The organism is Vibrio mangrovi (genome assembly GCF_024346955.1).
GTDB classification, from domain to species: domain Bacteria; phylum Pseudomonadota; class Gammaproteobacteria; order Enterobacterales; family Vibrionaceae; genus Vibrio; species Vibrio mangrovi.
In genome coordinates this window covers 2588756-2609251 of sequence record NZ_AP024883.1, presented here as the reverse complement: position 1 = coordinate 2609251, position 20496 = coordinate 2588756, and the positions used below count along the sequence as shown (strand labels likewise).

Annotated in this window: 18 protein-coding genes; 9 read left to right on the top strand and 9 right to left on the bottom strand. The window is 47.1% G+C overall.

The genetic code is table 11. The features are described 5' to 3' along the window. Positions 1-292: 292 nt before the first annotated feature. The 3 genes from OCU74_RS11620 to nadK form a co-directional block, all read right to left on the bottom strand. A complete protein-coding gene (locus OCU74_RS11620; RefSeq protein ID WP_087479882.1) occupies positions 293-1042 on the bottom strand; it encodes a BUD32 family EKC/KEOPS complex subunit in 750 nt (249 codons plus the stop codon). 196 nt (positions 1043-1238) lie between these two features. Continuing rightward, positions 1239-2906 (bottom strand): DNA repair protein RecN, encoded by a 1668-nt coding sequence (gene recN, locus OCU74_RS11615; protein WP_087479881.1) that lies wholly within the window; start codon positions 2904-2906, stop codon positions 1239-1241. 119 nt (positions 2907-3025) lie between these two features. Then, positions 3026-3910, bottom strand: coding sequence for an NAD(+) kinase (gene nadK, locus OCU74_RS11610; RefSeq protein WP_087479880.1), 885 nt, complete (start codon positions 3908-3910; stop codon positions 3026-3028). Between the two features lie 136 nt (positions 3911-4046). On the opposite strand from nadK, the gene grpE reads away from it, so the two are divergent. Further along, complete coding sequence (gene grpE, locus OCU74_RS11605; RefSeq protein ID WP_087479879.1) at positions 4047-4664, top strand: nucleotide exchange factor GrpE; 618 nt, start codon at positions 4047-4049, stop codon at positions 4662-4664. A gap of 109 nt (positions 4665-4773) precedes the next feature. On the opposite strand, the gene OCU74_RS11600 is transcribed toward grpE, so the two are convergent. Together OCU74_RS11600 and OCU74_RS11595 are read right to left on the bottom strand one after the other, a co-directional pair. After that, the gene (locus tag OCU74_RS11600; protein ID WP_087479878.1) at positions 4774-6681 is read right to left on the bottom strand and encodes a TRAP transporter permease; all 1908 of its coding nucleotides are present in this window, start codon (positions 6679-6681) and stop codon (positions 4774-4776) included. 143 nt (positions 6682-6824) lie between these two features. Further along, positions 6825-7754 carry a TAXI family TRAP transporter solute-binding subunit gene (locus OCU74_RS11595; protein WP_087479877.1) on the bottom strand — a complete coding sequence of 310 codons (930 nt, stop codon included), beginning with the start codon at positions 7752-7754 and terminating at the stop codon, positions 6825-6827. A gap of 446 nt (positions 7755-8200) precedes the next feature. Here OCU74_RS11595 and dnaK point away from each other — a divergent pair, with 446 nt between their 5' ends. From dnaK to OCU74_RS11565, 6 genes are all read left to right on the top strand, one after another. After that, positions 8201-10114, top strand: a complete 1914-nt coding sequence (gene dnaK, locus OCU74_RS11590; protein WP_087479876.1) for a molecular chaperone DnaK — start codon at positions 8201-8203, stop codon at positions 10112-10114. A gap of 202 nt (positions 10115-10316) precedes the next feature. Next, positions 10317-11462, top strand: coding sequence for a molecular chaperone DnaJ (dnaJ, locus tag OCU74_RS11585; protein WP_087479875.1), 1146 nt, complete (start codon positions 10317-10319; stop codon positions 11460-11462). A 254-nt stretch (positions 11463-11716) separates the two neighbouring features. Further along, entirely contained in the window at positions 11717-12262 is a 546-nt protein-coding gene (locus tag OCU74_RS11580; RefSeq protein ID WP_087479874.1) for a GspH/FimT family pseudopilin, read from the top strand. Positions 12263-12266: 4 nt separating this feature from the next. Further along, positions 12267-12917: a PulJ/GspJ family protein gene (locus tag OCU74_RS11575; protein ID WP_087479873.1), complete on the top strand. Its 651-nt coding sequence runs from the start codon at positions 12267-12269 to the stop codon at positions 12915-12917. Continuing rightward, positions 12914-14227: a hypothetical protein gene (locus tag OCU74_RS11570; protein WP_087479872.1), complete on the top strand. Its 1314-nt coding sequence runs from the start codon at positions 12914-12916 to the stop codon at positions 14225-14227. The genes OCU74_RS11575 and OCU74_RS11570 overlap by 4 nt, the downstream gene beginning before the upstream one ends. Beyond that, entirely contained in the window at positions 14217-14726 is a 510-nt protein-coding gene (locus OCU74_RS11565) for a type IV pilus modification PilV family protein (protein WP_087479871.1), read from the top strand. Before OCU74_RS11570 ends, OCU74_RS11565 begins: the two co-directional genes overlap by 11 nt. On the opposite strand, the gene fghA is transcribed toward OCU74_RS11565, so the two are convergent. Together fghA and OCU74_RS11555 are read right to left on the bottom strand one after the other, a co-directional pair. Beyond that, positions 14671-15522, bottom strand: coding sequence for an S-formylglutathione hydrolase (fghA, locus tag OCU74_RS11560; RefSeq protein WP_087479870.1), 852 nt, complete (start codon positions 15520-15522; stop codon positions 14671-14673). The two genes, OCU74_RS11565 and fghA, sit on opposite strands and share 56 nt — an antisense overlap. Positions 15523-15579: 57 nt before the next feature. Then, on the bottom strand, positions 15580-16713 hold the full coding sequence (locus tag OCU74_RS11555; RefSeq protein ID WP_087479869.1) for an S-(hydroxymethyl)glutathione dehydrogenase/class III alcohol dehydrogenase: 1134 nt from the start codon (positions 16711-16713) through the stop codon (positions 15580-15582). Positions 16714-16850: 137 nt separating this feature from the next. Between OCU74_RS11555 and OCU74_RS11550 the strand changes: the two genes are divergently transcribed. Both OCU74_RS11550 and tadA read left to right on the top strand, forming a co-directional pair. Continuing rightward, entirely contained in the window at positions 16851-17723 is an 873-nt protein-coding gene (locus OCU74_RS11550) for a LysR family transcriptional regulator (RefSeq protein ID WP_087479868.1), read from the top strand. Positions 17724-17835: 112 nt separating this feature from the next. Further along, on the top strand, positions 17836-18372 hold the full coding sequence (gene tadA / locus OCU74_RS11545; protein WP_087479867.1) for a tRNA adenosine(34) deaminase TadA: 537 nt from the start codon (positions 17836-17838) through the stop codon (positions 18370-18372). A gap of 127 nt (positions 18373-18499) precedes the next feature. Here the strand turns inward: tadA and OCU74_RS11540 are convergent, their stop codons facing one another. Beyond that, complete coding sequence (locus tag OCU74_RS11540) at positions 18500-18631, bottom strand: hypothetical protein (RefSeq protein WP_261856144.1); 132 nt, start codon at positions 18629-18631, stop codon at positions 18500-18502. Between the two features lie 182 nt (positions 18632-18813). Continuing rightward, positions 18814-20382 (bottom strand): membrane-bound lytic murein transglycosylase MltF, encoded by a 1569-nt coding sequence (gene mltF / locus OCU74_RS11535; RefSeq protein WP_200807666.1) that lies wholly within the window; start codon positions 20380-20382, stop codon positions 18814-18816. Positions 20383-20496 lie beyond the last annotated feature (114 nt).

Below are 20496 nucleotides of genomic sequence, written 5' to 3'. Positions count from 1 at the left end.
CCTGGCTTTCTGGAGAATGATTTGACAGGACTTCACCTTGTAGGTGTTGTGTGCCTTCAGGCTGCGATCCCTGCGGTTGCCTGAAGGTGTATGCCGGTTTTCAGTATCGATTGTTTAAAAATAACGCTTTAATTCATCGTTATTATTTTTTGTATTCCCGGTATCTCAGTTATCAGTGAATGAATCATATTCTGTTCGCGATTCAATATTTGAAATGAGATATTGAGAAATATCAGAGTTTATATCTTTGAATTATCTATTTTAACTGATGCTAATATTTGAATTAATGTTATCAGAGTGTATTAAATAGATGGCACGTTTCCAGTAGTTGTTTACTTAACTTATTCTTTTGCTTGAAACACAAAACAATATGGGCAAGAAATTTAAATTTATGTAGTAATTGATGAATTTCTAACAGACTCGTCCAGTGATCTTCGGAAACCTGCTGCCTCCAACTGAGCAGGGCTTTTCTTTTTTGTTCGAGGGTTATATGTTCGATACGACATAAATCCATCAGCAACAGATAAATATCTCTGGCTTTTAGCATCGGACTGGCATGCATGATTGACTCTTCGAAATCAATTAAGCTCAGTTGGTTGTGCTGATCGATCAGTATATCGCGCAGCGCTGGCCGACCATGGGCAATATCTGCGTTATGTAACCGGGCAAAGAGAGAGAAAAGTTGTGCCAGAGTTTCATCGGTTATCCGGTCAGCATCGATCTGAGAGATAGGACATCCCTGATCAGGAGTCACAAAGAAATGTCGTCCCTCCAGTGTAATTTGTGGAACCTGAAAGCCAATTGAGTTCAGGTAGAGCAGCATCGACTTTTCATGCTCAAAACGGGACAGTGAATTCATGGTTGCTTTTGACTGAAAGAATGAGAGTAAATTAAGCTTTCCGGCGATTGAGGATATTTTCCGGATAAAGTTTGATTTCTCTTCTCCACCTATTTTAAGCCAATAAGTGTTTTTCTGGTCGATGATTTTTATAACACCATTGATGTTTTTATCAATGTGTTCTATGCATTGTTCTCTTAACATAATGTGAATTTATTATTTGTAATGTGTCTTTTATAATTAGCGATGGTAAATCGCGGCACATTCTATATAAATTTTCTGTTAAGTTAAGATCAAACTAGAAAAATAATCAAAATAAAATGTCGGGCTGAAGGTTTTCTTCATAAAAAAGCCCGACATTTAGAATTTAGATAATAGAGATGAATAAATTGAAGACTAATTATGCTGCAACAAGAAGTAATTCTTTTGCATTAGCCAGCGTTGTTTCGGTAATTTGACTTCCGCCGAGCAATCTTGCTAGTTCTTCAACGCGTTGTTGAGTATCCAGTTTGAGCATCTGGGTTTCTGTTTTTCCGCCTTTACTTTGCTTGGCAACGAAAAGTTGTTGATGCCCACAGCCGGCAACCTGCGGCAGATGCGTTACACACAGGACTTGAGTTGATTCACCTAACTGACGCAACATTTTTCCGACAACCGCTGCCGTCGGGCCACTGATACCAACATCAACTTCATCGAAGATCAAACTCGGTGTTTCGACTTTTTGAGCCGTAATAACCTGAATTGCCAGTGATATCCGGGAAAGTTCACCACCCGATGCAACTTTGGTGATCGGTTGCAGAGGCTGGCCCGGGTTAGTCGATACCATGAAACAGACTGAATCGAATCCTAGTGGTGACGGATGGTTACCGTCGTGTTGTATTTCAATCTGGAACTTGGCTTTCTCCATGCTCAGTTCGTGCATACTCTGACTGATTAATTTGTTGAGTTCTTTGGCGTAACGCATTCTGGACTGATGCAGTTTTTCTGCCCGGTTGACGAATGACTGATACTTTTCTGCTACGGCACTTTCAAGTTGTTCAAGCTTTTCATCAGAGCAGTCAAGTGCTGCGATTTGCTGTAACAGGCTTTGGTGATGTTCATACAGATCTTCTGGCAGGACATAGTGTTTACGTGCCAGTGACATCACTTTGGAATAACGGTCTTCGATATACGCCATTTGTTCAGGATCGACTTCAATACGATCCAGGTAACCACGTAGCTCACTGTTGGCTTCTTCCAACTGAATCAATGCTTCTGCAATCATTGAAGGTAGCACTGCCATTTTCTCATCCAGTTCCGCTAACTGAATCAGTATCTGGCTGGTTGATTGCAGCAAACCGATCGCGTTGACTTCTTCTCCTTCATTCAATAGCTGAATGGCATTTTGGCTATGAGTGATAAGTTCACCACTGTTGGTCAGGCGTTTGTATTCCTGTTCCAGTTCAGCAAACTCATCTTCACCGATTGATAGTTCGTCCAGCTCTTTGATTTGATATTCCAGCAACTGAACCTGTGCCTGATTCTGTTGGCTGTTTTCCCGTAGCTGTTTGAGTTCATTGCTGGACTGACGCCAGTCTTGATAAGCCAGACGAGTTTTTTTCAGGAGTTCGGTATGACCGGCATATTGATCCAGCATAGTAAGCTGATGCTCACTTTTCATCAGTTGCTGATGCGCATGTTGACCGTGAATATTAATTAAAAGCTGCCCGAGAGACTTTAACTGTGAAATCGGGACTGGATTGCCGTTGATAAATGCCCGGGAACGACCTTCTTTGGTGATTACCCGGCGGAGAATACATTCAGTACCGTCTAACAGTTCATTGTCTTCAAGCCAGCGGGTGGCATGCAGATTGTGATCAAGAAGAAATGCAGCACAGACTTCGGTCTTTTCTTCTCCCTGGCGGACCATACTGGCTTCAGCTCTGCCACCGAGACACAGACTAAGTGCGTCGATAGCAATAGACTTCCCCGCACCGGTTTCCCCGGTAATAGTGGTCATTCCCTGTGAAAGTTCTAACTGTAATGATTTTACGATTGCAAAATTATTGACACTTAAATGAGCCAGCATATTCACACCTGTATATTTTACCAATACTGTATAAAGAAACAGTATATACTGTTTCTTTATACAGTAAAGATGTTTGGTGATTTTATTTTCACCAGTTTGTCAGGTGTGTGAATGACGCTTTAGAACAACTTACTCGACCAGCCCAGTTTGTTTCGCAGGACGTGATAATAGCTGTAATCTTTGGGATGGATCAGATGGAGTTTATTCGGGCTCCGGTAGATAATGACTTCATCTCCCGGAGAAACCGGCAGAGAAACCTGCCCGTCACAACTGATCTCCTGAGTTCCCCGGTTATTGGGGGAAACTACCAGTTTGATCCGGGAGTCACTGTCAACGACCAGTGGCCGGGATGACAGCGTATGCGGAAACATCGGTACCAGTGAAATCGCACTGAGACTCGGAGACAGAATTGGCCCGCCGCCGGAAAGTGAATAAGCCGTTGAACCGGTTGGTGTCGAAATAATCAGGCCGTCAGAACGCTGGGAAAAAGCGAAAGCGTCATTGATATACACCTCAAATTCGATCATGTGTGCAATTTTCCCGGGGTGCAGCACGGCCTCGTTCAGCGCAGCATTATGGCTTTTGATCTGTCCGTGGCGATGAATTTCGGTTTCAAGCAGAAAGCGTTCTTCTTCAATATATTCGCCTGCGAGTACTTTCTGTAATGCTGCCTGAAAATCTTCGGGATTTAAATCAGTGAGGAAGCCCAGATTGCCCCGGTTGACACCGATCACCCGGATATCGAAACGGGAAAGAACTCTGGCAGCACCGAGCATATTGCCGTCACCACCAACTGCAATCGCCAGGTCGGCTTTTTTCCCCAGCTCAAGTAAAGACGAAAAATTTTGCGGCGGAATATCGGTCAGAATACTACTGAGGCGATCATCGATAAATACGGTGTATCCCTGTTCTGACAACCACTGATATAACTCGCGATGCGTTTGGATGGCAGACTGGTCCCGTGGTTTACCAATGATGGCTATCACGCCAAAAGATTTTTTCATAATGTTTCCAATCGAATTAGGCTTGAATCAGGAATCTTCATCCCCATAATAAAGGCAAGTTATGCTTTTATGCGAATGTTTAGTGTGTTGAATGTAGAATCATCAATACAAAAGATCATGGAACTCTGGAGATATCATGAGCAACGAAGAGAATAAAGTCAAAGAAGAAGATCTGCAGCAGGATTCGGTAGCGCAAGAACAGACTGAGGCTGAAGTCGTCGTCGGTAGTGACGCTGATATCGAGTGGAATGAGAACGATGCCCCAGAGCTTGATGAGCAGGATGCGAAAATTGCTCAGTTGGAAGCCGCACTGCTTTCCAGCGAAAATAAAGTTAAAGAGCAACAGGACTCTGTATTGCGAGCTCAGGCAGAGGTAGAGAATATCCGCCGCCGTAGTGAGCAGGAAGTCGATAAAGCGCGTAAATTTGCGTTGGGTCGTTTTGCTGAAGAGTTGTTACCGGTGATTGATAATCTTGAGCGTGCGATTCAGGCAGCAGATACTGAGAATGAAGTGATTAAACCACTTCTGGAAGGGGTCGAACTGACGCACAAAACGTTTATCGGGACAATTGAGAAGTTTGGTCTTAAAGAGATCAATCCTGAAGGAGAGACGTTTAATCCGGAACTCCATCAGGCTATGTCCATTCAGGAAAGTCCCGATCATGAATCGAACACGGTTATGTTTGTCATGCAAAAAGGCTATGAACTGAATGGCCGAGTGATTCGTCCGGCGATGGTTATGGTTGCTAAGTAACGTATAGTCAGGTGAGGGTGAATTGTTTGATATGCGAATAATGATTCATCAACATCCAATGAAAAGGTTGGCTTTTGCCAACCTTTTTTGTGCCGGTGATGTTCTGATTCTACGAAGCCTGTAACCGGGTATTCTTCTGGCGGTTTCTTTTCCACTCGAAAAGAATAAGCAGTGCAATACACAGAATGCCTGCCAATCGGTAAGGGTGAGGAAACAGCAGCGTGATCGCTGCCAGCAATAAAAAGATCAGTCGATATATCCCTGACATAGGGCGGAACAGATAGCCTTCAATTCCTCCGGCGAATGCGACGATCAATGCGATGCAGGCGATGGTCGATTCGATAAACTCCAGTGGGGTTTCTGTCTGGGTCCAGATGAGACCGGAAAATGCCATCATGGCCGGAATAAGGAAGAATCCCTGTGCCAGTTTGAAAGCCTGCACCGCCGAACGCATCGGTGAGGCGTTGGCGATACCGGCTCCGGCAAATGCTGCCAGTGCAATTGGCGGCGTCACATTCGATGTCTGAGAAAGCCAGAATACGATCATATGTGCGGTCAGCATGGGAATGCCCAGATCCATTAAAGCCGGAACAGCCATGACGGACAGGACGATATAAGCGGCGGTTACAGGAAGGCCCATTCCCAGAATGACTGCCGCGATTGCAATAAAGAGCAGGGCTGACCAGAGATGACCGCCGGATAGTGATGTCAGAAACTGGGTAAATTGCAGACCGATGCCGGTTTGTCCGACCACGCCGACCACGATTCCGGCAGTAGCACAGGCGATCGATATTGGCAGTGCCAGAATGGCACCTTCTTTCATTCCTTCAAAGACCAATCTGAGACTGATTTGAGAGCGTTTACGTGTTACCGCCGCAATGAGAATAGCGGCACATCCGGCGATGCCGACTAAGATTGGGGAATAACTCATAATCAGCAGGACGGTAATCATCACCAGTGGCAGTAGAAAGTGCCACCCTTGTTTTAGTATTCCACTGATCTTTTCCGTTTCGCTCATTCCCTGTAGGTTGAGTTTACAGGCCATCAGATGGACATATAGTAACGTACAGGCGAAATAGAGGATGGCTGGTGCAATTGAAACCAGAATGATTTCACTGTAAGGAATGCCGGTAAATTGTGCCATCACGAACGCTCCGGCACCCATAACCGGAGGCATGATTTGCCCGCCGGTTGATGCGGCGGCCTCAATTCCGGCGGCCTGTTCTGCTTTATAGCCGAGCTTTTTCATCATCGGTATGGTCAGAGAGCCGGTTGTGACCGTATTCGCGATGGCTGAACCGGAGATCGACCCCAGTGCCGCCGAAGCCAGAACACTGGCTTTGGCCGGACCGCCTCGGGATTTCCCGGCAATCGCAAAGGCGCAGTCGATAAAGAATTGTCCGGCTCCGCTGACTTGCAGAAAAGCGCCGAACAGCACAAAGATAAATACAACTCCGGCAGCTATTGCCAGTGGTGCCCCGAATACGCCATTGGTTGAGTAAATATGAAAACGGACCATTTCTTCCAGAGAAAAACCTTTACTGGCAATGGCATCGGGGAGGACATTGCCAAACAGAGCGTAGACCAGAAAAATCACGGCGATAAACACCATAACCATACCGACAGCCCGTCGGGTCGCTTCCAGCAGTAAGAGTAACAGTAACAGTCCGGCGTATTGATCCTGCGGCTGTAAGCCGTCGAGCAAAAAACCGATATCATCATAGTCGAATGTGATAATCCGGCTGGCAGCCCAGCAGGTCAGGATGATCAGCATGATATCAAGGCAGCGTAGTGTAATATATTTAGCCGCAGATGCGGTTTCTGCGCGGGTCAGAGGAAAGGCCAGGAAGACAAGAATCAAGACCCAACTGAGGTGAGCCGGTCTGAATACGGTCGCTGACAGTTCGGCTGTAATACCTTGCCATATCTGGAACACCGTCAGCAAAACTGCGATCAGGCCGGTCGCCACCGTAAGACTATTAGCAAACTTCATGTGGCTGGATGGTTCCTGAGTCATAGCTAACTCCATATGTGAGCTCGTGAAAGAAAACCAAGTTACGTTTTTCTTGTGAAAACGTAACCTGATTCATTGAACAGACTGAGTTGAACGGACGAGTCCGTAAAACAAGAGTTCCTTAAACAAACAGAGGACGCACCACCTTATTGGTGATGCTCGCGGTAGTATTTCAATGCTCCGGGATGAAGTGGAACACCTTCCAGTCTGGTCATGTTATCCACGGTCATAAATTTGGTCACGCCCACAGCCTGACGGATTTTGTCGATATTCTCGAATGCGACTTTGGTCATTTCATAAGCCAGCTTGTCATCCATCTTCTGATTGGTTACCAAAACATTCCAGACCGCCGGAACCTGAAACGCCGGAACGTTTTTATAACTGTCTGCCGGTGCACTGAACGCCTGATAAGAAGGATTGGCAGCTGAGATTTTTTCCAGTTCCTGCGGGGTAAAAGAGAGAATCCGGATATGACGGGTCAGTGCCAGCTCGGTAATCGCACCAACACCAAGGCTACCGACAATAACACCGGCATCAATTTGTCCGTTTGCCAGTGCACTGGTCGTTGCCGTGTAATTTAGTGACTGTGCTTTGATATCATCTTCAGTAATACCGAGTGTTTTCAGAATGTTGACTGAACTGACACGGGTGCCGGAACCGGGTGCGCCGAGAGATATTTTTTTGCCTTTCAGATCACTGATGGAATGAATATCCGAATCTGCCGGTACGATGAACTGAACGACATTCGGGTAAAGGGCGAAAAGCACCTGAGCTGGCATTTTTCTCGGAAATGGTTTTTCTCCCTGATAAGCTTTGAGCGCCACATTGCCCATGGCAATACCGACCAGTTGTTTCTGGGTCGAGACTTTAATGATGTTCTCCACCGATGCGGCGGTTACTTCTGCACGCATGTTGAAACCGGGAATATTCTCGCTCCAGATTTTAGCCAGCGTACCGCCAAGCGGGTAATAAGTCCCACTCTGGCTACCTGTCCCGATGGTGTAGTTGTCTGCAATTGCCGGTAATGCGATACCCAGCCCGAGAATCATTAATCCTTTTTTGACGAGCTTGTACATAAAAACTCCCTGTTCTTCTGTTTAGTAGGATACATAGTCACATGATGTAGGTACATGTATAAGAGTTGTAATCACAGTGTATCGGTTTTGATAGCATGATGTTGATGTGTCTGGGTATAGCGGAAACGGGAAAATATTGGTTATGTCACCAAACAGAGCGCAACTTTGTGAGATCTGCATGTATTTTGTTTTTTAGGTTATTTAGCTGTATTGGCGGGAATCCGGCTTGATAACCGGGTTTTGGTTGGTGTTTATGCCCGGAAAACAGGGAAATTTTCATTTTTTTTATTTTTCCCCTTGAAAAGGTATTTTCCGCCCTTATTTAAGGGGCATAAGAGAAGCAAACTTCGTTTGTTGAGCAGTGAGTAAGGGGTTGAAACCCGATTCTCCACCCCCATATCTGGGGTATCGGCAAAACGACAATAGAATTATTCGGAGATGTCCTGATGGGTAAGATCATTGGTATTGACTTAGGTACTACAAACTCTTGTGTTGCTGTACTTGATGGTAGTAAACCTCGTGTTATTGAAAATGCTGAGGGTGAACGCACAACCCCTTCTGTGATTGCGTATACAGATGGAGAAACACTTGTTGGTCAGCCAGCAAAACGTCAGGCGGTCACTAACCCTGAAAACACGCTGTTTGCAATCAAGCGTTTGATCGGTCGTCGTTTCGAGGACGAAGAAGTACAACGTGATATCGAAATCATGCCTTTTAAAATTACTAAGGCTGATAATGGTGATGCATGGGTTCAGGTCAGAGATGAAAAACTGGCTGCACCACAGGTTTCTGCTGAAGTTTTGAAGAAAATGAAGAAAACCGCGGAAGATTTTCTGGGTGAAGCGGTTACTGGTGCGGTAATTACTGTTCCGGCATACTTCAACGATGCGCAGCGTCAGGCAACAAAAGATGCCGGCCGTATCGCAGGTCTGGAAGTAAAACGTATCATTAACGAACCGACTGCTGCTGCACTGGCTTATGGCCTGGACAAAGAAGGTGGTGATCGTGTTATTGCTGTGTACGACCTGGGTGGTGGTACATTTGATATCTCCATCATCGAAATCGATGATGTAGAAGGCGAAAAAACATTTGAAGTACTGGCAACCAATGGTGATACACACTTGGGTGGTGAAGACTTCGATAACCGCATGATCAATTATCTTGTTGACCAGTTCAATAAAGAGCAGGGTATCAACCTGAAAAATGATCCTCTGGCAATGCAGCGTCTGAAAGAAGCGGCTGAGAAAGCGAAGATCGAGTTGTCTTCAGCACAACAGACTGATGTGAATCTGCCTTATATCACAGCAGATGCAACCGGTCCTAAGCATATGAACATCAAGGTGACTCGTGCGAAACTTGAGTCTCTGGTTGAAGATCTGGTGCAACGCTCTCTTGAGCCAATGAAAGTTGCTCTGGCTGATGCTGATCTTTCTGTAAATGACATCACTGACGTTATTCTGGTTGGTGGTCAGACACGTATGCCAATGGTTCAGAAGAAAGTTGCTGAATTCTTTGGTAAAGAAGCCCGTAAAGACGTTAACCCGGATGAAGCTGTTGCTGTTGGTGCTGCTGTTCAGGGTGGTGTACTTGCCGGTGATGTAAAAGACGTTCTTCTGCTTGACGTAACACCTCTGTCTCTGGGTATTGAAACCATGGGCGGTGTGATGACGAAGCTGATTGAGAAAAACACCACGATTCCAACCAAAGCGAATCAGGTATTCTCAACTGCAGAAGATAACCAGAGTGCAGTAACGATTCACGTTCTGCAAGGTGAACGTAAACAGGCGACATACAACAAGTCGCTGGGTCAGTTCAATCTGGAAGGTATTCAGCCTGCTCCACGTGGTATGCCACAAATCGAAGTTACCTTCGATCTTGATGCGGACGGTATTCTGCATGTTTCTGCAAAAGATAAGCAGACCAACAAAGAGCAGAAAATTACCATTCAGGCATCTGGTGGTCTGAGCGATGATGAAATCGAGAAAATGGTTCAGGAAGCAGAAGCAAACAAAGAAGCGGACAAGAAGTTCGAAGAATTGGCAACTGCCCGTAACCAGGCTGATCAAATCGTTCACGCAACCCGTAAACAGGTAGAAGAAGCCGGTGATGCGCTTCCTGCGGAAGATAAAGAGAAAATCGAAACAGCTATCAGCGAGCTGGAAACAGCCAGCAAAGGCAACGACAAAGAAGAAATTGATGCGAAAACTCAGGCTCTGATGACTGCGTCTCAGAAACTGATGGAAATTGCTCAGCAGCAGGCTCAGGCACAACAGCAGGCTGGTGGTGCAGAACAAGCATCAGGTCAGGATGATGATGTCGTTGATGCTGAGTTCGAAGAAGTAAAAGATGAGAAGAAATAATCAGTGAATGGGTAATTCATTGATATGATTTCAAACCTTTTCAGGTATGATACGGGCGTTTGGGGGGACTCTGACGCCCGTCTGTTTGTAATCTGCGTGTCGATTTAGGTCATGTTTCATAATCGTGTGAAATATCATCTATATCGATACATCTACCGGGCGACGAGTAGTTGCTTGCAGTAATTAATTGGTGACGAAGAACATGTCAAAACGTGATTTTTACGAAATCTTAGGCGTAAGCCGTGATTCCTCTGAGCGTGATATCAAAAAGGCGTATAAACGCCTGGCGATGAAATTCCATCCCGACCGTAATCCGGGCGATGACACCGCAGCTGAAAAGTTTAAAGAAGTAAAAGAAGCGTATGAGGTGTTGACAGATCCTCAGAAAAAATCGGCTTATGACCAGTATGGTCATGCAGCATTTGAACAGGGCGGTGGCGGCTTCGGCGGCGGCTTTGGTGGCGGCGGTGCTGATTTTGGCGATATCTTCGGCGATGTGTTCGGCGATATCTTCGGTGGCGGTCGTCGTGGCGGTGGTCAGGCCCGGCCACAGCGCGGTGCAGATCTTCGCTACAATATGGAACTCACTTTAGAAGAAGCTGTCCGCGGTTGTTCGAAAGAAATTGAAGTACCAACCATGGTACATTGTGATACCTGTAACGGTAGCGGTGCGAAGAAAGGCACATCTCCGGAGACATGTAGCACCTGTCACGGACATGGTCAGGTTCAGATGCGACAAGGCTTTTTTGCTGTACAACAGACCTGTCCGACATGTCACGGCAAAGGTAAGATTGTGAAAGATCCGTGCCGGGATTGCCATGGTCAGGGCCGTAAGCAACAGCGTAAAACGCTGAATGTGAAAATTCCTGCCGGGGTTGATACCGGAGATCGGATCCGTCTTTCCGGAGAAGGTGAAGCCGGAGAAATGGGCGCTCCGGCCGGAGATCTGTACGTTCAGGTTCACGTTAAAGAGCACCATATCTTTGAACGTGAAGGGAATAATCTGTTCTGTGAAGTTCCGGTCAGTTTCTCAATGGCTGCATTGGGTGGTGAAGTAGAAGTTCCGACACTTGACGGGCGGGTTAATCTGAAAGTACCTGAAGAGACTCAGACCGGCAGAATGTTCCGGATGCGTGGTAAAGGTGTGAAGAATGTCCGTGGCGGAGCCGCCGGAGATCTGATTGTACGCTTGGTTGTTGAAACTCCGGTCAATCTGAGTTCGCGTCAGAAAGAACTGTTGCGTGAATTTGAAGAATCCTGTGGCGGTGAAGCGGCGAGTAAGCACAAACCTAAGTCCGAAGGCTTTTTCAGTGGTGTAAAGAAGTTCTTTGACGATCTGACCAGCTGATTGATGCGATTTAATCTGAGAAAACCTGCTTCGGCAGGTTTTTTTATGCGTGTTTTTTGGAACTGCCAGGCGGGTATTGTTGAATACCATTCAATCTGAATGGGACCAGATTACAGCCCCTTGTCGTTTGGTTATCCGGAGTCAATCATCTTTGGTGTAACTGTTATGTCTGTCATGCAGTTATTTCTTTGATGTCACATCTAGACTTTCCTGTGTACGCAATATCACGACCTTAATTTTTTTATGATGGGGATATGAAATTAATCTTTTGGGAAAAAGATATGCGTACAGGATTTTCTTTACTTGAACTGGTTACGGTTATCGCGTTACTCAGTCTTTCTCTTTTGATGGTTGCCCCACAGTTTTCCCGGCAGATGGAAAAGGAGCAGTTAAAAACGGCGGTCAGTGAAGTTCAGGAACTGATTATACAGGCACGGGCTCTGGCAATTACTCATCATCAACAGTTGTGGCTACATTTAGTTTCTCAGACATCTTTTCTGAGTGATGATCCGAATGATTCCCAGTGGCAACTACGTGTCAGTACCGACGAAGAGAGTCAAAAGGGGCAGCGTCTGCTTGTGCTGTCCGGAGCGCAGTATCCGAAAATTGCGTTGCAGTCAGGGCTGACTCAGGATCGGCTCTTCATTGACGGCCATTCAGGCAAGTTAGGCAATGGCAGTATTACGCTGTTGGCTCGGAATACACCAGATCGGCGGATTAAAGTTATCACATCTTACGGGGCTGGCCGGATACGCAGTTGTAGCTCAGGTATGGCCATTTACGGTTATCCGGCGTGTTAGTTCGATGATTCATTATTCTTATATCGGCCAGCGGGGTTTGACCTTGCTTGAAGTACTACTGGCAAGTGTGCTCAGTAGTGTACTGATCCTGACACTCAGTCGTTTGATTGTCTCGGAAGTTAAAGTGGCAGAGCGGTTGAGCCGTAAAATACAGTTACATCAACAGCTACGGGCATCTTTAGCTTTGATGAAACGGAGTCTTTTGACCGCGGGATTTGATGCATCCTCTCAGGAGGCCGTTTTACTGAATGACAGCCAGAGACTCACTGATGTTCAGCCGGAAAAGAATCAGGTGGGTTATGTTTATCAGATGAATAAGGAACACCAAAGTGATTTTCATCATGTTGTTTACCAACAGGCCGACAGTATCTCGGGTGTGCCGGTATTACGACTGTGTGAGAAACAAACCGGAAAACGGCTAACATTTAAACAAGCTGCATTTTCCGGTGAGTCTGGTCCATGTTTCTCTGTCTTTGATCCTGAGTGGGTCAGTGTGGATTCATTTCAGGTCAGCTATCAGTCGCTTCGGCCGTTACCGGCAAAAGAGAGGAGTAGTGGCTGGATTTCAGTTCATCTCGCGCTATCTCTGGTGCAGGAGCCTTCGATTCAGGAGTCGGCAGATTTTTCTTTTTTGCAGCGGCACTGGCGACCATGAGCTGGATTTACTTCACTCAGCCGAACATTCGCCAGCAGGGGATTGCAACCTTGCTGCTGACGGCTCTGATGCTCAGTATTGCTTTGATGGTGGTCGGGCGGTCAGCGCTGATCACCCGTTATCAACTGGCTGATGTTCAGCAAGAAATCAAGCGGAGTCAGTCCTTCTGGAAGGCTGAAGGCGAACTTGAATGTCTCTGGACTCAGGAACGTTCTGCCTATGCCAAAGAAACACTACCAGTGCAATGCCAGCAGGTGAAACACGAAACTCGTTTTTTGCCACCGGATAAAAAACTGTTTACGGTTACCGCAGGCACGACAACACTACAAAAATATTATCGTCTGTCATTGCCGGATCTATCGGGGGTCGTCAAAGCAACCAGTCACCTGATTCTGACTGACAATGCTTCATTCGCACCCGATCCCGGACATCAGCTTCCGGATGGCCGGTGGGCATGTGTTGTGTTGAGATATAAATATGATTTCTCAGCACCTTCAGTGACGACCTATCATCCGGAGCAATTGCCATACCCGTTGTATCGCGGTTTTCCATCGCAGACGGAGCAACGATGTGCCGGGCAATACCATACTGTTGCCAGCCGGGCACAGGCGGCCAAATCCGATTATCTTTATACACCGACATTATCTCCTTTCCGGGACCTTTTCGGGGTTGATGTCCAGCAGTGGTTTCAGGTGATGTCACATCCCCGAATCGGGCGGGTTCCTGAATCGTTGGATAATTCCGTTACCGGGCAGTTTCGCTATACAGATTCATCTCAGTTACCGGTAAGCCGGCTTAATCCGGACTGTGCAACACAGATCGAAGATGTGATTTCGCATGGCAAGATGATTATCTGGGTATACGGCGGATGTGTCTTGTCTGACCCGGATATTCAGCAAATAAACCGTGTCATCCAAGCAAAGTTTCCGCAGCAGGGCATTATTCTGCTGATTCAGGATGGATTGGTAGGGATTAAGAGCCAGCATTCGTTACAGGGAATGTTATATCAGTTGGTGACACCGGAACATGCAGCCATGTTATTCCGGGAGTGGGCATCGACATCGTTGCAGGCTGAGCTGAAGAAGTCTTTGGCCCGATTGGATCCGGAACAGGAAATTACCTCTGAACAGGTGAGTTATTTTCAGTCCGGTTCTTTCTATCCGTTCGGTGGTTTAGTGTTGGATGCAGAACGCCGTTTTGCACTGGTTCAGGGAAGCCTTGATTTTCGCTATCGGCGGGATTTGCTGATAAAACCCCTGAGTCTGATTCGTCCTACATCGTGGCGAGGGGAGAGCTGGTATGAACCGTAATCACTATGATGAACATAGATGTATGGGAAATACGTTACTGGAAGTCATGGTTTCTCTGGTGATACTGAGTGTTGGTGTTCTGGGGGTTTGTCAGGTACAGCGACTGACTATGTTGCAGATGAATGAAATCTTGCAGCGGACACGGGCTCTGGATCTTGCGGCTTCGAAGCTGGAGTTCTTCCGGACTCATAATTCGCAAACGACCGGAGCAGGGGAGAAAGGCATCGATTCCGAACCTGTTCGCTTTGAGCAGATCAAAACAAGCCGGGATTGTAATTCTCAGGCACCTTTCTGTATTGCAGTATTGGTTTCTGAGCCGTTGTTTCAGGGAGACTTGAAGGTTATTCAGGTGGAAGTGAGCTGGCTGGGACAACAGAGGAAAACGCACAAAGTGGCGCTTTCCTCGATGATTTCACGCTTTAATGAATTTGAATCACATCCGCCTATGATTTCTGACCCAACAGATATTGTGCGTGGAACTGTAAATGTGACTCAATAAAGCTTTGAATAAAGTAGTAGCTGTGATCATATCCCGGATGAGACTGATAGGTCAGCTCGCAGTTCTGGTGATCGGCGACTTCCAGCAGATCCCAGGGTTTGAGCTGTTCTTCCAGGAACTGATCCATTTCACCCTGATCGATAAGCATCGGCAGAGGACAGGCATTCTTTCTGAGCAACTCAGTTGCATCATAGTCTTGCCATGCGGTCTGGTTGTCTCCCAGGTAAGCTTTCAGGGCTTTTTGCCCCCACGGACAGGCCGTCGGATGGCAAATCGGGCTGAAGGCTGAAATAGAGCTGTAGCGCTCTGGGTTCTTCATCCCGATAGTCAGAGCACCATGTCCACCCATACTGTGTCCGGAAATCGAACGCTTGGATGTGACCGGAAAGTTCTTCTCAATGAGCGAAGGTAATTCGTTCACGATATAAGAATACATATGATAGTGCTGATCCCAGGGAGATTGTGTGGCGTTGAGGTAGAATCCTGCACCGAGCCCCAGATCGTAGGCGCCCTGCGGATCATCCGCTACATTATCACCTCTTGGGCTGGTGTCCGGTGCAACAATCGCAATACCGAGCTCGGCAGCTTTCCGGAATGCTCCGGCTTTCTGCATAAAGTTTTCATCGGTGCAGGTAAGACCGGATAACCAGTAGAGTACGGGAACCGGCTGGCTATCACTTGCTTCCGGTGGCAGAAAGATAGCAAAACGCATCGTACAGTTGAGTACATCGGAAGGGTGAGTGTACTGCTTATGCCACCCGCCAAAGACTTTGGACTGGCTGACTTGTTCTAACATGACAGACTCCTTTTCCAGTCTCCGGGTATATTAGACCGGAGACTGGATAATAAGAAATTATGGCTGGAAGTGGATCACGGAACGAATACTTTCACCCGAATGCATGAGTTCAAACGCTTCGTTGATGCCTTCTAATGGCATCGTGTGAGTGATGAACTCTTGCAGACCGAATTCTCCGGCAAGATATTGTTCAACAATTCCTGGAAGTTGTGAACGGCCTTTTACACCACCAAAAGCACTGCCACGCCATACACGACCTGTCACAAGCTGGAATGGACGGGTTGAGATTTCCTGTCCTGCGCCAGCCACACCGATGATGACGGATTCGCCCCATCCTTTATGGCAGCACTCCAGAGCCTGACGCATGACGTTCACATTACCGATACACTCAAATGAGAAGTCCACACCTCCGTCGGTCATCTCAACGATTACTTCCTGAATTGGCTTGTCGAAGTTTTTCGGGTTGATACATTCAGTCGCACCCAGCTGCTGAGCCAGTTCGAATTTCTTCTCGTTGATATCGATACCAATGATTCGGCTGGCGCCGACCATTTTGGCGCCGATAACGGCAGACAGACCAATGCCGCCCAGACCGAAAATTGCGACGGTGTCACCTTTCTGAACTTTGGCCGTATTCATCACGGCACCCATACCGGTGGTTACACCACATCCCAGTAGGCAAACTTCTTCCAGAGGTGCAGCTTTGTTGACTTTTGCCAGAGAGATTTCCGGTAAAACGGTATATTCGGAGAAAGTAGAACAGCCCATATAGTGGTAGATTGGCTTGCCGTCTTTGTAAAAACGGGTTGTTCCGTCGGGCATCAGACCTTTGCCCTGAGTTTCACGGACTGCCTGACAAAGGTTGGTTTTTCCTGAAGTACAGAACTTACATTTGCCACACTCTGCGGTATAAAGTGGAATGACGTGATCACCGACTTCAACGCTGGTGACGCCTTCTCCGACCATTTCAACAATACCACCGCCTTCGTGACCGAGAATCGATGGGAATATACCTTCCGGATCTTCACCGGATAGTGTAAATGCATCAGTATGACAGACACCGGAAGCGACGATACGGACCAGAACTTCTCCGGCTTTAGGATACATAACGTCGACTTCTTCAATGCTGAGTGGTTGATTTGGTCCCCAGGCAACGGCGGCCTTGGACTTGATAAATTTCTGCTCTGACATTTTCTTCCTTTCCTGTCTGTGAGATGACTTGGGTATATCGTGTGATAAATCACGGTGAATCCGAGTATAGTTCTTTTCTTATATTTGATAATCGAGTAAAAAAGAGAATAACTTTTACACCAGAGTAATAATGAGCAATGGCAATATGGGATGGTGTCAGCGAATTCGTCGCGGTTGCTGAGACGGAAAGTTTTACCAAAGCGGCCCAGAAATTAACCACTTCGGTGGCGAATGTCAGCCGTCGGGTGGCGGCGCTGGAGGAACGGCTGGCGATTAAACTACTGTTACGTACGACCCGGAAGGTGTCGTTGACCGAAGCCGGACAGATTTACTATCAGCAATGTAAGCAGTTGATTGAAGGGCTGGAACACGCCGAACGGACCGTGACACAAATGCAGCAGGTACCGATTGGACGGTTGAAAGTCACCGCCCCGGTGACTTATGGGGAACAGAAAATCTCTCCGTTGCTGCATGATTTCTTACAGCAGTATCCAAAACTGGAGCTGGAACTGGTGCTGACTAATCAACAGTTGGATCTGATCGAAAATGGGGTCGATCTGGCGATTCGGCTGGGACAGCTGCATGATTCCAGCTTCGTGGCCAGAAAACTGCGTCCCAGATGCCTGCATGTCTGTGCTGCGCCAGAATATCTGGCTCAGTATGGAGAACCCTATACACTTTCTGAGTTATCCAAACATCAGTGTCTGGTTGGCACGAATGACCACTGGCGTTTCAAAGATCACCATCATGCCCGCTCTCTGGGAATCCGGGGGCGGATGCGGTGTAACAGTGGGGTTGTTCTGCTGGATGCAGCTTTGAGAGGGATGGGACTGGCTCAGTTACCGGACTACTACGTTGAGCCTTATCTTGCTTCTGGTCAATTGGTTGAAGTGCTGACCCGCTATCGGGATGACCGGGAAGGAGTCTGGGCGTTGTACCCTCAGAATCGGCATATCTCACCGAAAGTCCGTTTACTGGCTGACTATCTTTATGAGGCATTGGCTTTATGATGTATTAACTGACAAATAGTCCGAAGGATCTCTCGGAATTAATGAGCGGAACATCCTGAAAAGATTCGGGTATAATGATGTGAGTGGTGGTGTTCGGATAAATAGAGGATCCATGCAGACGCAAAATTTCTCTGCCGAAGATGAGCAGTTCATGCGCAGAGCGATGCAACTGGCACATCAGGCAGAGCTGGAAGGAGAAGTCCCGGTCGGAGCTGTGCTGGTCAGAGATGGTCAGATTATTGCTGAAGGATGGAATCGTTCGATTATTACCCATGATGCAACCGCGCATGCTGAAATTCAGGTGTTACGGAAAGCCGGACAGGTCGTGGAAAACTATCGGCTGGTAGACACGACACTATATGTAACTCTGGAGCCCTGTCCGATGTGTGCCGGGGCTTTATTACACAGTCGGGTCAGGCGTATTGTGTTTGGCGCACCGGATTTGAAAGCCGGTGCTGCTGGTACAGTCCTGAACCTGTTTGAAAGTGAAGCTGCCTATCATTACGCCCAGATTGAAAAGGGGTTGCTTGAGTCTGAGTGTCGTGAGCAGTTACAGCAGTTTTTCCGGCGTCGCAGACAGGAGATTAAAGAGGCGAAGCGTCAGCAGCAGACCGATGGTGGAAATCAGTCTGAAACGACCAGTGAATAGCTCGGTTGGAGAAAATTTGGGCAGATGGAAAGGGGAGAATTTTAGTCTCCTTCTTTTTTATGCTGGGAAGGAGACATCTGTGGTTATTTCAGAATTCCATTTCGGAACTCTATTCAGATGCATTTACTCATGCAGTCTGATGGGTAAACGCCCGGTGGCGGGCAAAAATTTTCTTTTTATTATTTGCGAGTTTACGTTTCCGGTGAATCGCTGCTGTGGTTCGCCATAGATGTTTTGACTTTGTACGTTTTCTCAGCATGGATTAACCTCCTTTCAAAAATACCAATGAATAGTCAGTACAATTTCCCCCTGACAGATAGACTTCAGAGGGCAGACGATTATCTTTTACAGTTGTATTATGACTGGAAGATGAACCCGACGAACGTCGGGCATACTCAATATGTAAGGGTTTCCATAAGAAAAATCAAGTCCTGAATGACGTTAATGCGTTGCTGCCGGTGCGGTTTCAGAGACTGTGGGTAAATCTTCACCAGATTCAATGTTCTGAGCGGAAGTATCTAACTCTGTATCGTCATCGGAATCGGCAATCATGGCCGGAATCACGGTCAGATCGTCGATACCAATACCGCTGTTATCTGCTGTACTTGTCGTATCAATATGGCCAATCATACTTTGATAGTAACGACGAATATTTTCTACATAAGCCAGCGCTTCGTCTCCCCGGGCGTAACCATAACGGGTCTGACTGAAATAGCGGCGTTTTCTCAGTAACGGCAAACGATCTTTAACATCTCCCCAGGCATCCGGATCTCCTCCCTGAACTCTGGTCAGATCGCGGGCATCCATCATATGTCCGTAACCCATATTGTAAGAGGCCAGCGCAAACCAGATTTTTTCATGATCGGGAATGGAATCCGGCACCCGGCTGATCATGCGCCGGAGATATTTGACGCCACCCTGAATGGATTGCTCCGGATTAAGCCGGTTGGTAATGCCGACAGATTTGGCAGTCGCCAGTGTCAGCATCATCATCCCGCGAACGCCGGTCGGGGATTTAGCTCTGGGGTTCCAGTGAGATTCCTGATATGACAGGGCAGCAATCAGGCGCCAGTCGAACTCTCCTGCATATTTCCGGAATAGTGGTGTCCATTTCGGGAGCCGGCTGTCTAATGCCCGGATAAACGCCCGGGTATCAACATAATCAAAAGTACCGACATGGCCGATATACTTTTCTTCGAGTGAGGCTATGGTGCCGGATTGTTTCTGATTACCGAAAAATTCAATCATCAGGGCATAAAGGCTTTCATCATCCGAGCGACGGATAAACCAGGAGATTGGCTGATCGTCCGTGATTTCAAATGCGGTTGCTAAATCCGGGTAGATTCGCTGGGCCAGAGAAACTTCCACAGAGTCGGCGATGGTAAACATCAATTCACCCTGAGAAACTTTTCTGAGCAAATCGTGAACATCTGAATCCGGCTCTATCTGATACAAAAAGTCCGGATATTTTCTTTTGAGCCGGACAAGTGTCTGCTCAAAGTGAGAATCATCAACAACGTTTAAAACCTGTACTTGTGGTGCAAGTCCCGATAAGTCTTTCTGTTTCTGGATCAACTGCTGCATGTTGCGGGGATGCCATTGTCCCTGCCGATAGACAACCTGCTGGCTGACATAATAGTAAGCTGGTCCGGGCCGGAAAGACTGTACTCGCTGGGCGGTTTGGATCTGACCTGCTGCAACAATATCGACTTCACCCTTTTTCAGTGCCGGAAACAGAGATGAAACCCGGTAGACCGGCCTCATTTCCAGCTTGACGCCCAATTCATTGGCAAACTCCCGGGCCAGTTCATAATCCATCCCTGAAGGGCCTTCCGGACCGATAAAATAGGAGAGCTGATTATTGACTGTACCGACGCGCAAAACCCCCCGTTCCCGGATCTGGTCTAGTTCGCTTTTAGGTTTTGAGTCAATCTGGCAACCGCTGAGCAGTGCTGTTATGGACGTTAAAGCAAGGATTATCAGGGTTTGACGTTGGAATATCCGGATCATGTACAGCTTATCTCTTCTCTTCATGTTGCTTTTATATCAAAGCACCGCTGAATCGCAACTTTTTGATGCGTGAAATGGTAAACTGTACAGTCAGAAATGATCCAGAGGCGAGAG

What these genes read in the sequence shown, in the direction of transcription:
- mltF (WP_200807666.1), bottom strand. Translation starts at nt 20,382, where the DNA reads ATGATCCGGATATTCCAACGTCAAACCCTGATAATCCTTGCTTTAACG.
- OCU74_RS11540 (WP_261856144.1), bottom strand. Translation starts at nt 18,631, where the DNA reads ATGCTGAGAAAACGTACAAAGTCAAAACATCTATGGCGAACCACAGCA.
- grpE (WP_087479879.1), top strand. Translation starts at nt 4,047, where the DNA reads ATGAGCAACGAAGAGAATAAAGTCAAAGAAGAAGATCTGCAGCAGGAT.
- fghA (WP_087479870.1), bottom strand. Translation starts at nt 15,522, where the DNA reads ATGTTAGAACAAGTCAGCCAGTCCAAAGTCTTTGGCGGGTGGCATAAG.
- OCU74_RS11600 (WP_087479878.1), bottom strand. Translation starts at nt 6,681, where the DNA reads ATGACTCAGGAACCATCCAGCCACATGAAGTTTGCTAATAGTCTTACG.
- nadK (WP_087479880.1), bottom strand. Translation starts at nt 3,910, where the DNA reads ATGAAAAAATCTTTTGGCGTGATAGCCATCATTGGTAAACCACGGGAC.
- OCU74_RS11555 (WP_087479869.1), bottom strand. Translation starts at nt 16,713, where the DNA reads ATGTCAGAGCAGAAATTTATCAAGTCCAAGGCCGCCGTTGCCTGGGGA.
- OCU74_RS11570 (WP_087479872.1), top strand. Translation starts at nt 12,914, where the DNA reads ATGAGCTGGATTTACTTCACTCAGCCGAACATTCGCCAGCAGGGGATT.
- dnaJ (WP_087479875.1), top strand. Translation starts at nt 10,317, where the DNA reads ATGTCAAAACGTGATTTTTACGAAATCTTAGGCGTAAGCCGTGATTCC.
- tadA (WP_087479867.1), top strand. Translation starts at nt 17,836, where the DNA reads ATGCAGACGCAAAATTTCTCTGCCGAAGATGAGCAGTTCATGCGCAGA.
- OCU74_RS11575 (WP_087479873.1), top strand. Translation starts at nt 12,267, where the DNA reads ATGATTCATTATTCTTATATCGGCCAGCGGGGTTTGACCTTGCTTGAA.
- recN (WP_087479881.1), bottom strand. Translation starts at nt 2,906, where the DNA reads ATGCTGGCTCATTTAAGTGTCAATAATTTTGCAATCGTAAAATCATTA.
- OCU74_RS11565 (WP_087479871.1), top strand. Translation starts at nt 14,217, where the DNA reads ATGAACCGTAATCACTATGATGAACATAGATGTATGGGAAATACGTTA.
- OCU74_RS11620 (WP_087479882.1), bottom strand. Translation starts at nt 1,042, where the DNA reads ATGTTAAGAGAACAATGCATAGAACACATTGATAAAAACATCAATGGT.
- dnaK (WP_087479876.1), top strand. Translation starts at nt 8,201, where the DNA reads ATGGGTAAGATCATTGGTATTGACTTAGGTACTACAAACTCTTGTGTT.
- OCU74_RS11580 (WP_087479874.1), top strand. Translation starts at nt 11,717, where the DNA reads ATGAAATTAATCTTTTGGGAAAAAGATATGCGTACAGGATTTTCTTTA.
- OCU74_RS11595 (WP_087479877.1), bottom strand. Translation starts at nt 7,754, where the DNA reads ATGTACAAGCTCGTCAAAAAAGGATTAATGATTCTCGGGCTGGGTATC.
- OCU74_RS11550 (WP_087479868.1), top strand. Translation starts at nt 16,851, where the DNA reads ATGGCAATATGGGATGGTGTCAGCGAATTCGTCGCGGTTGCTGAGACG.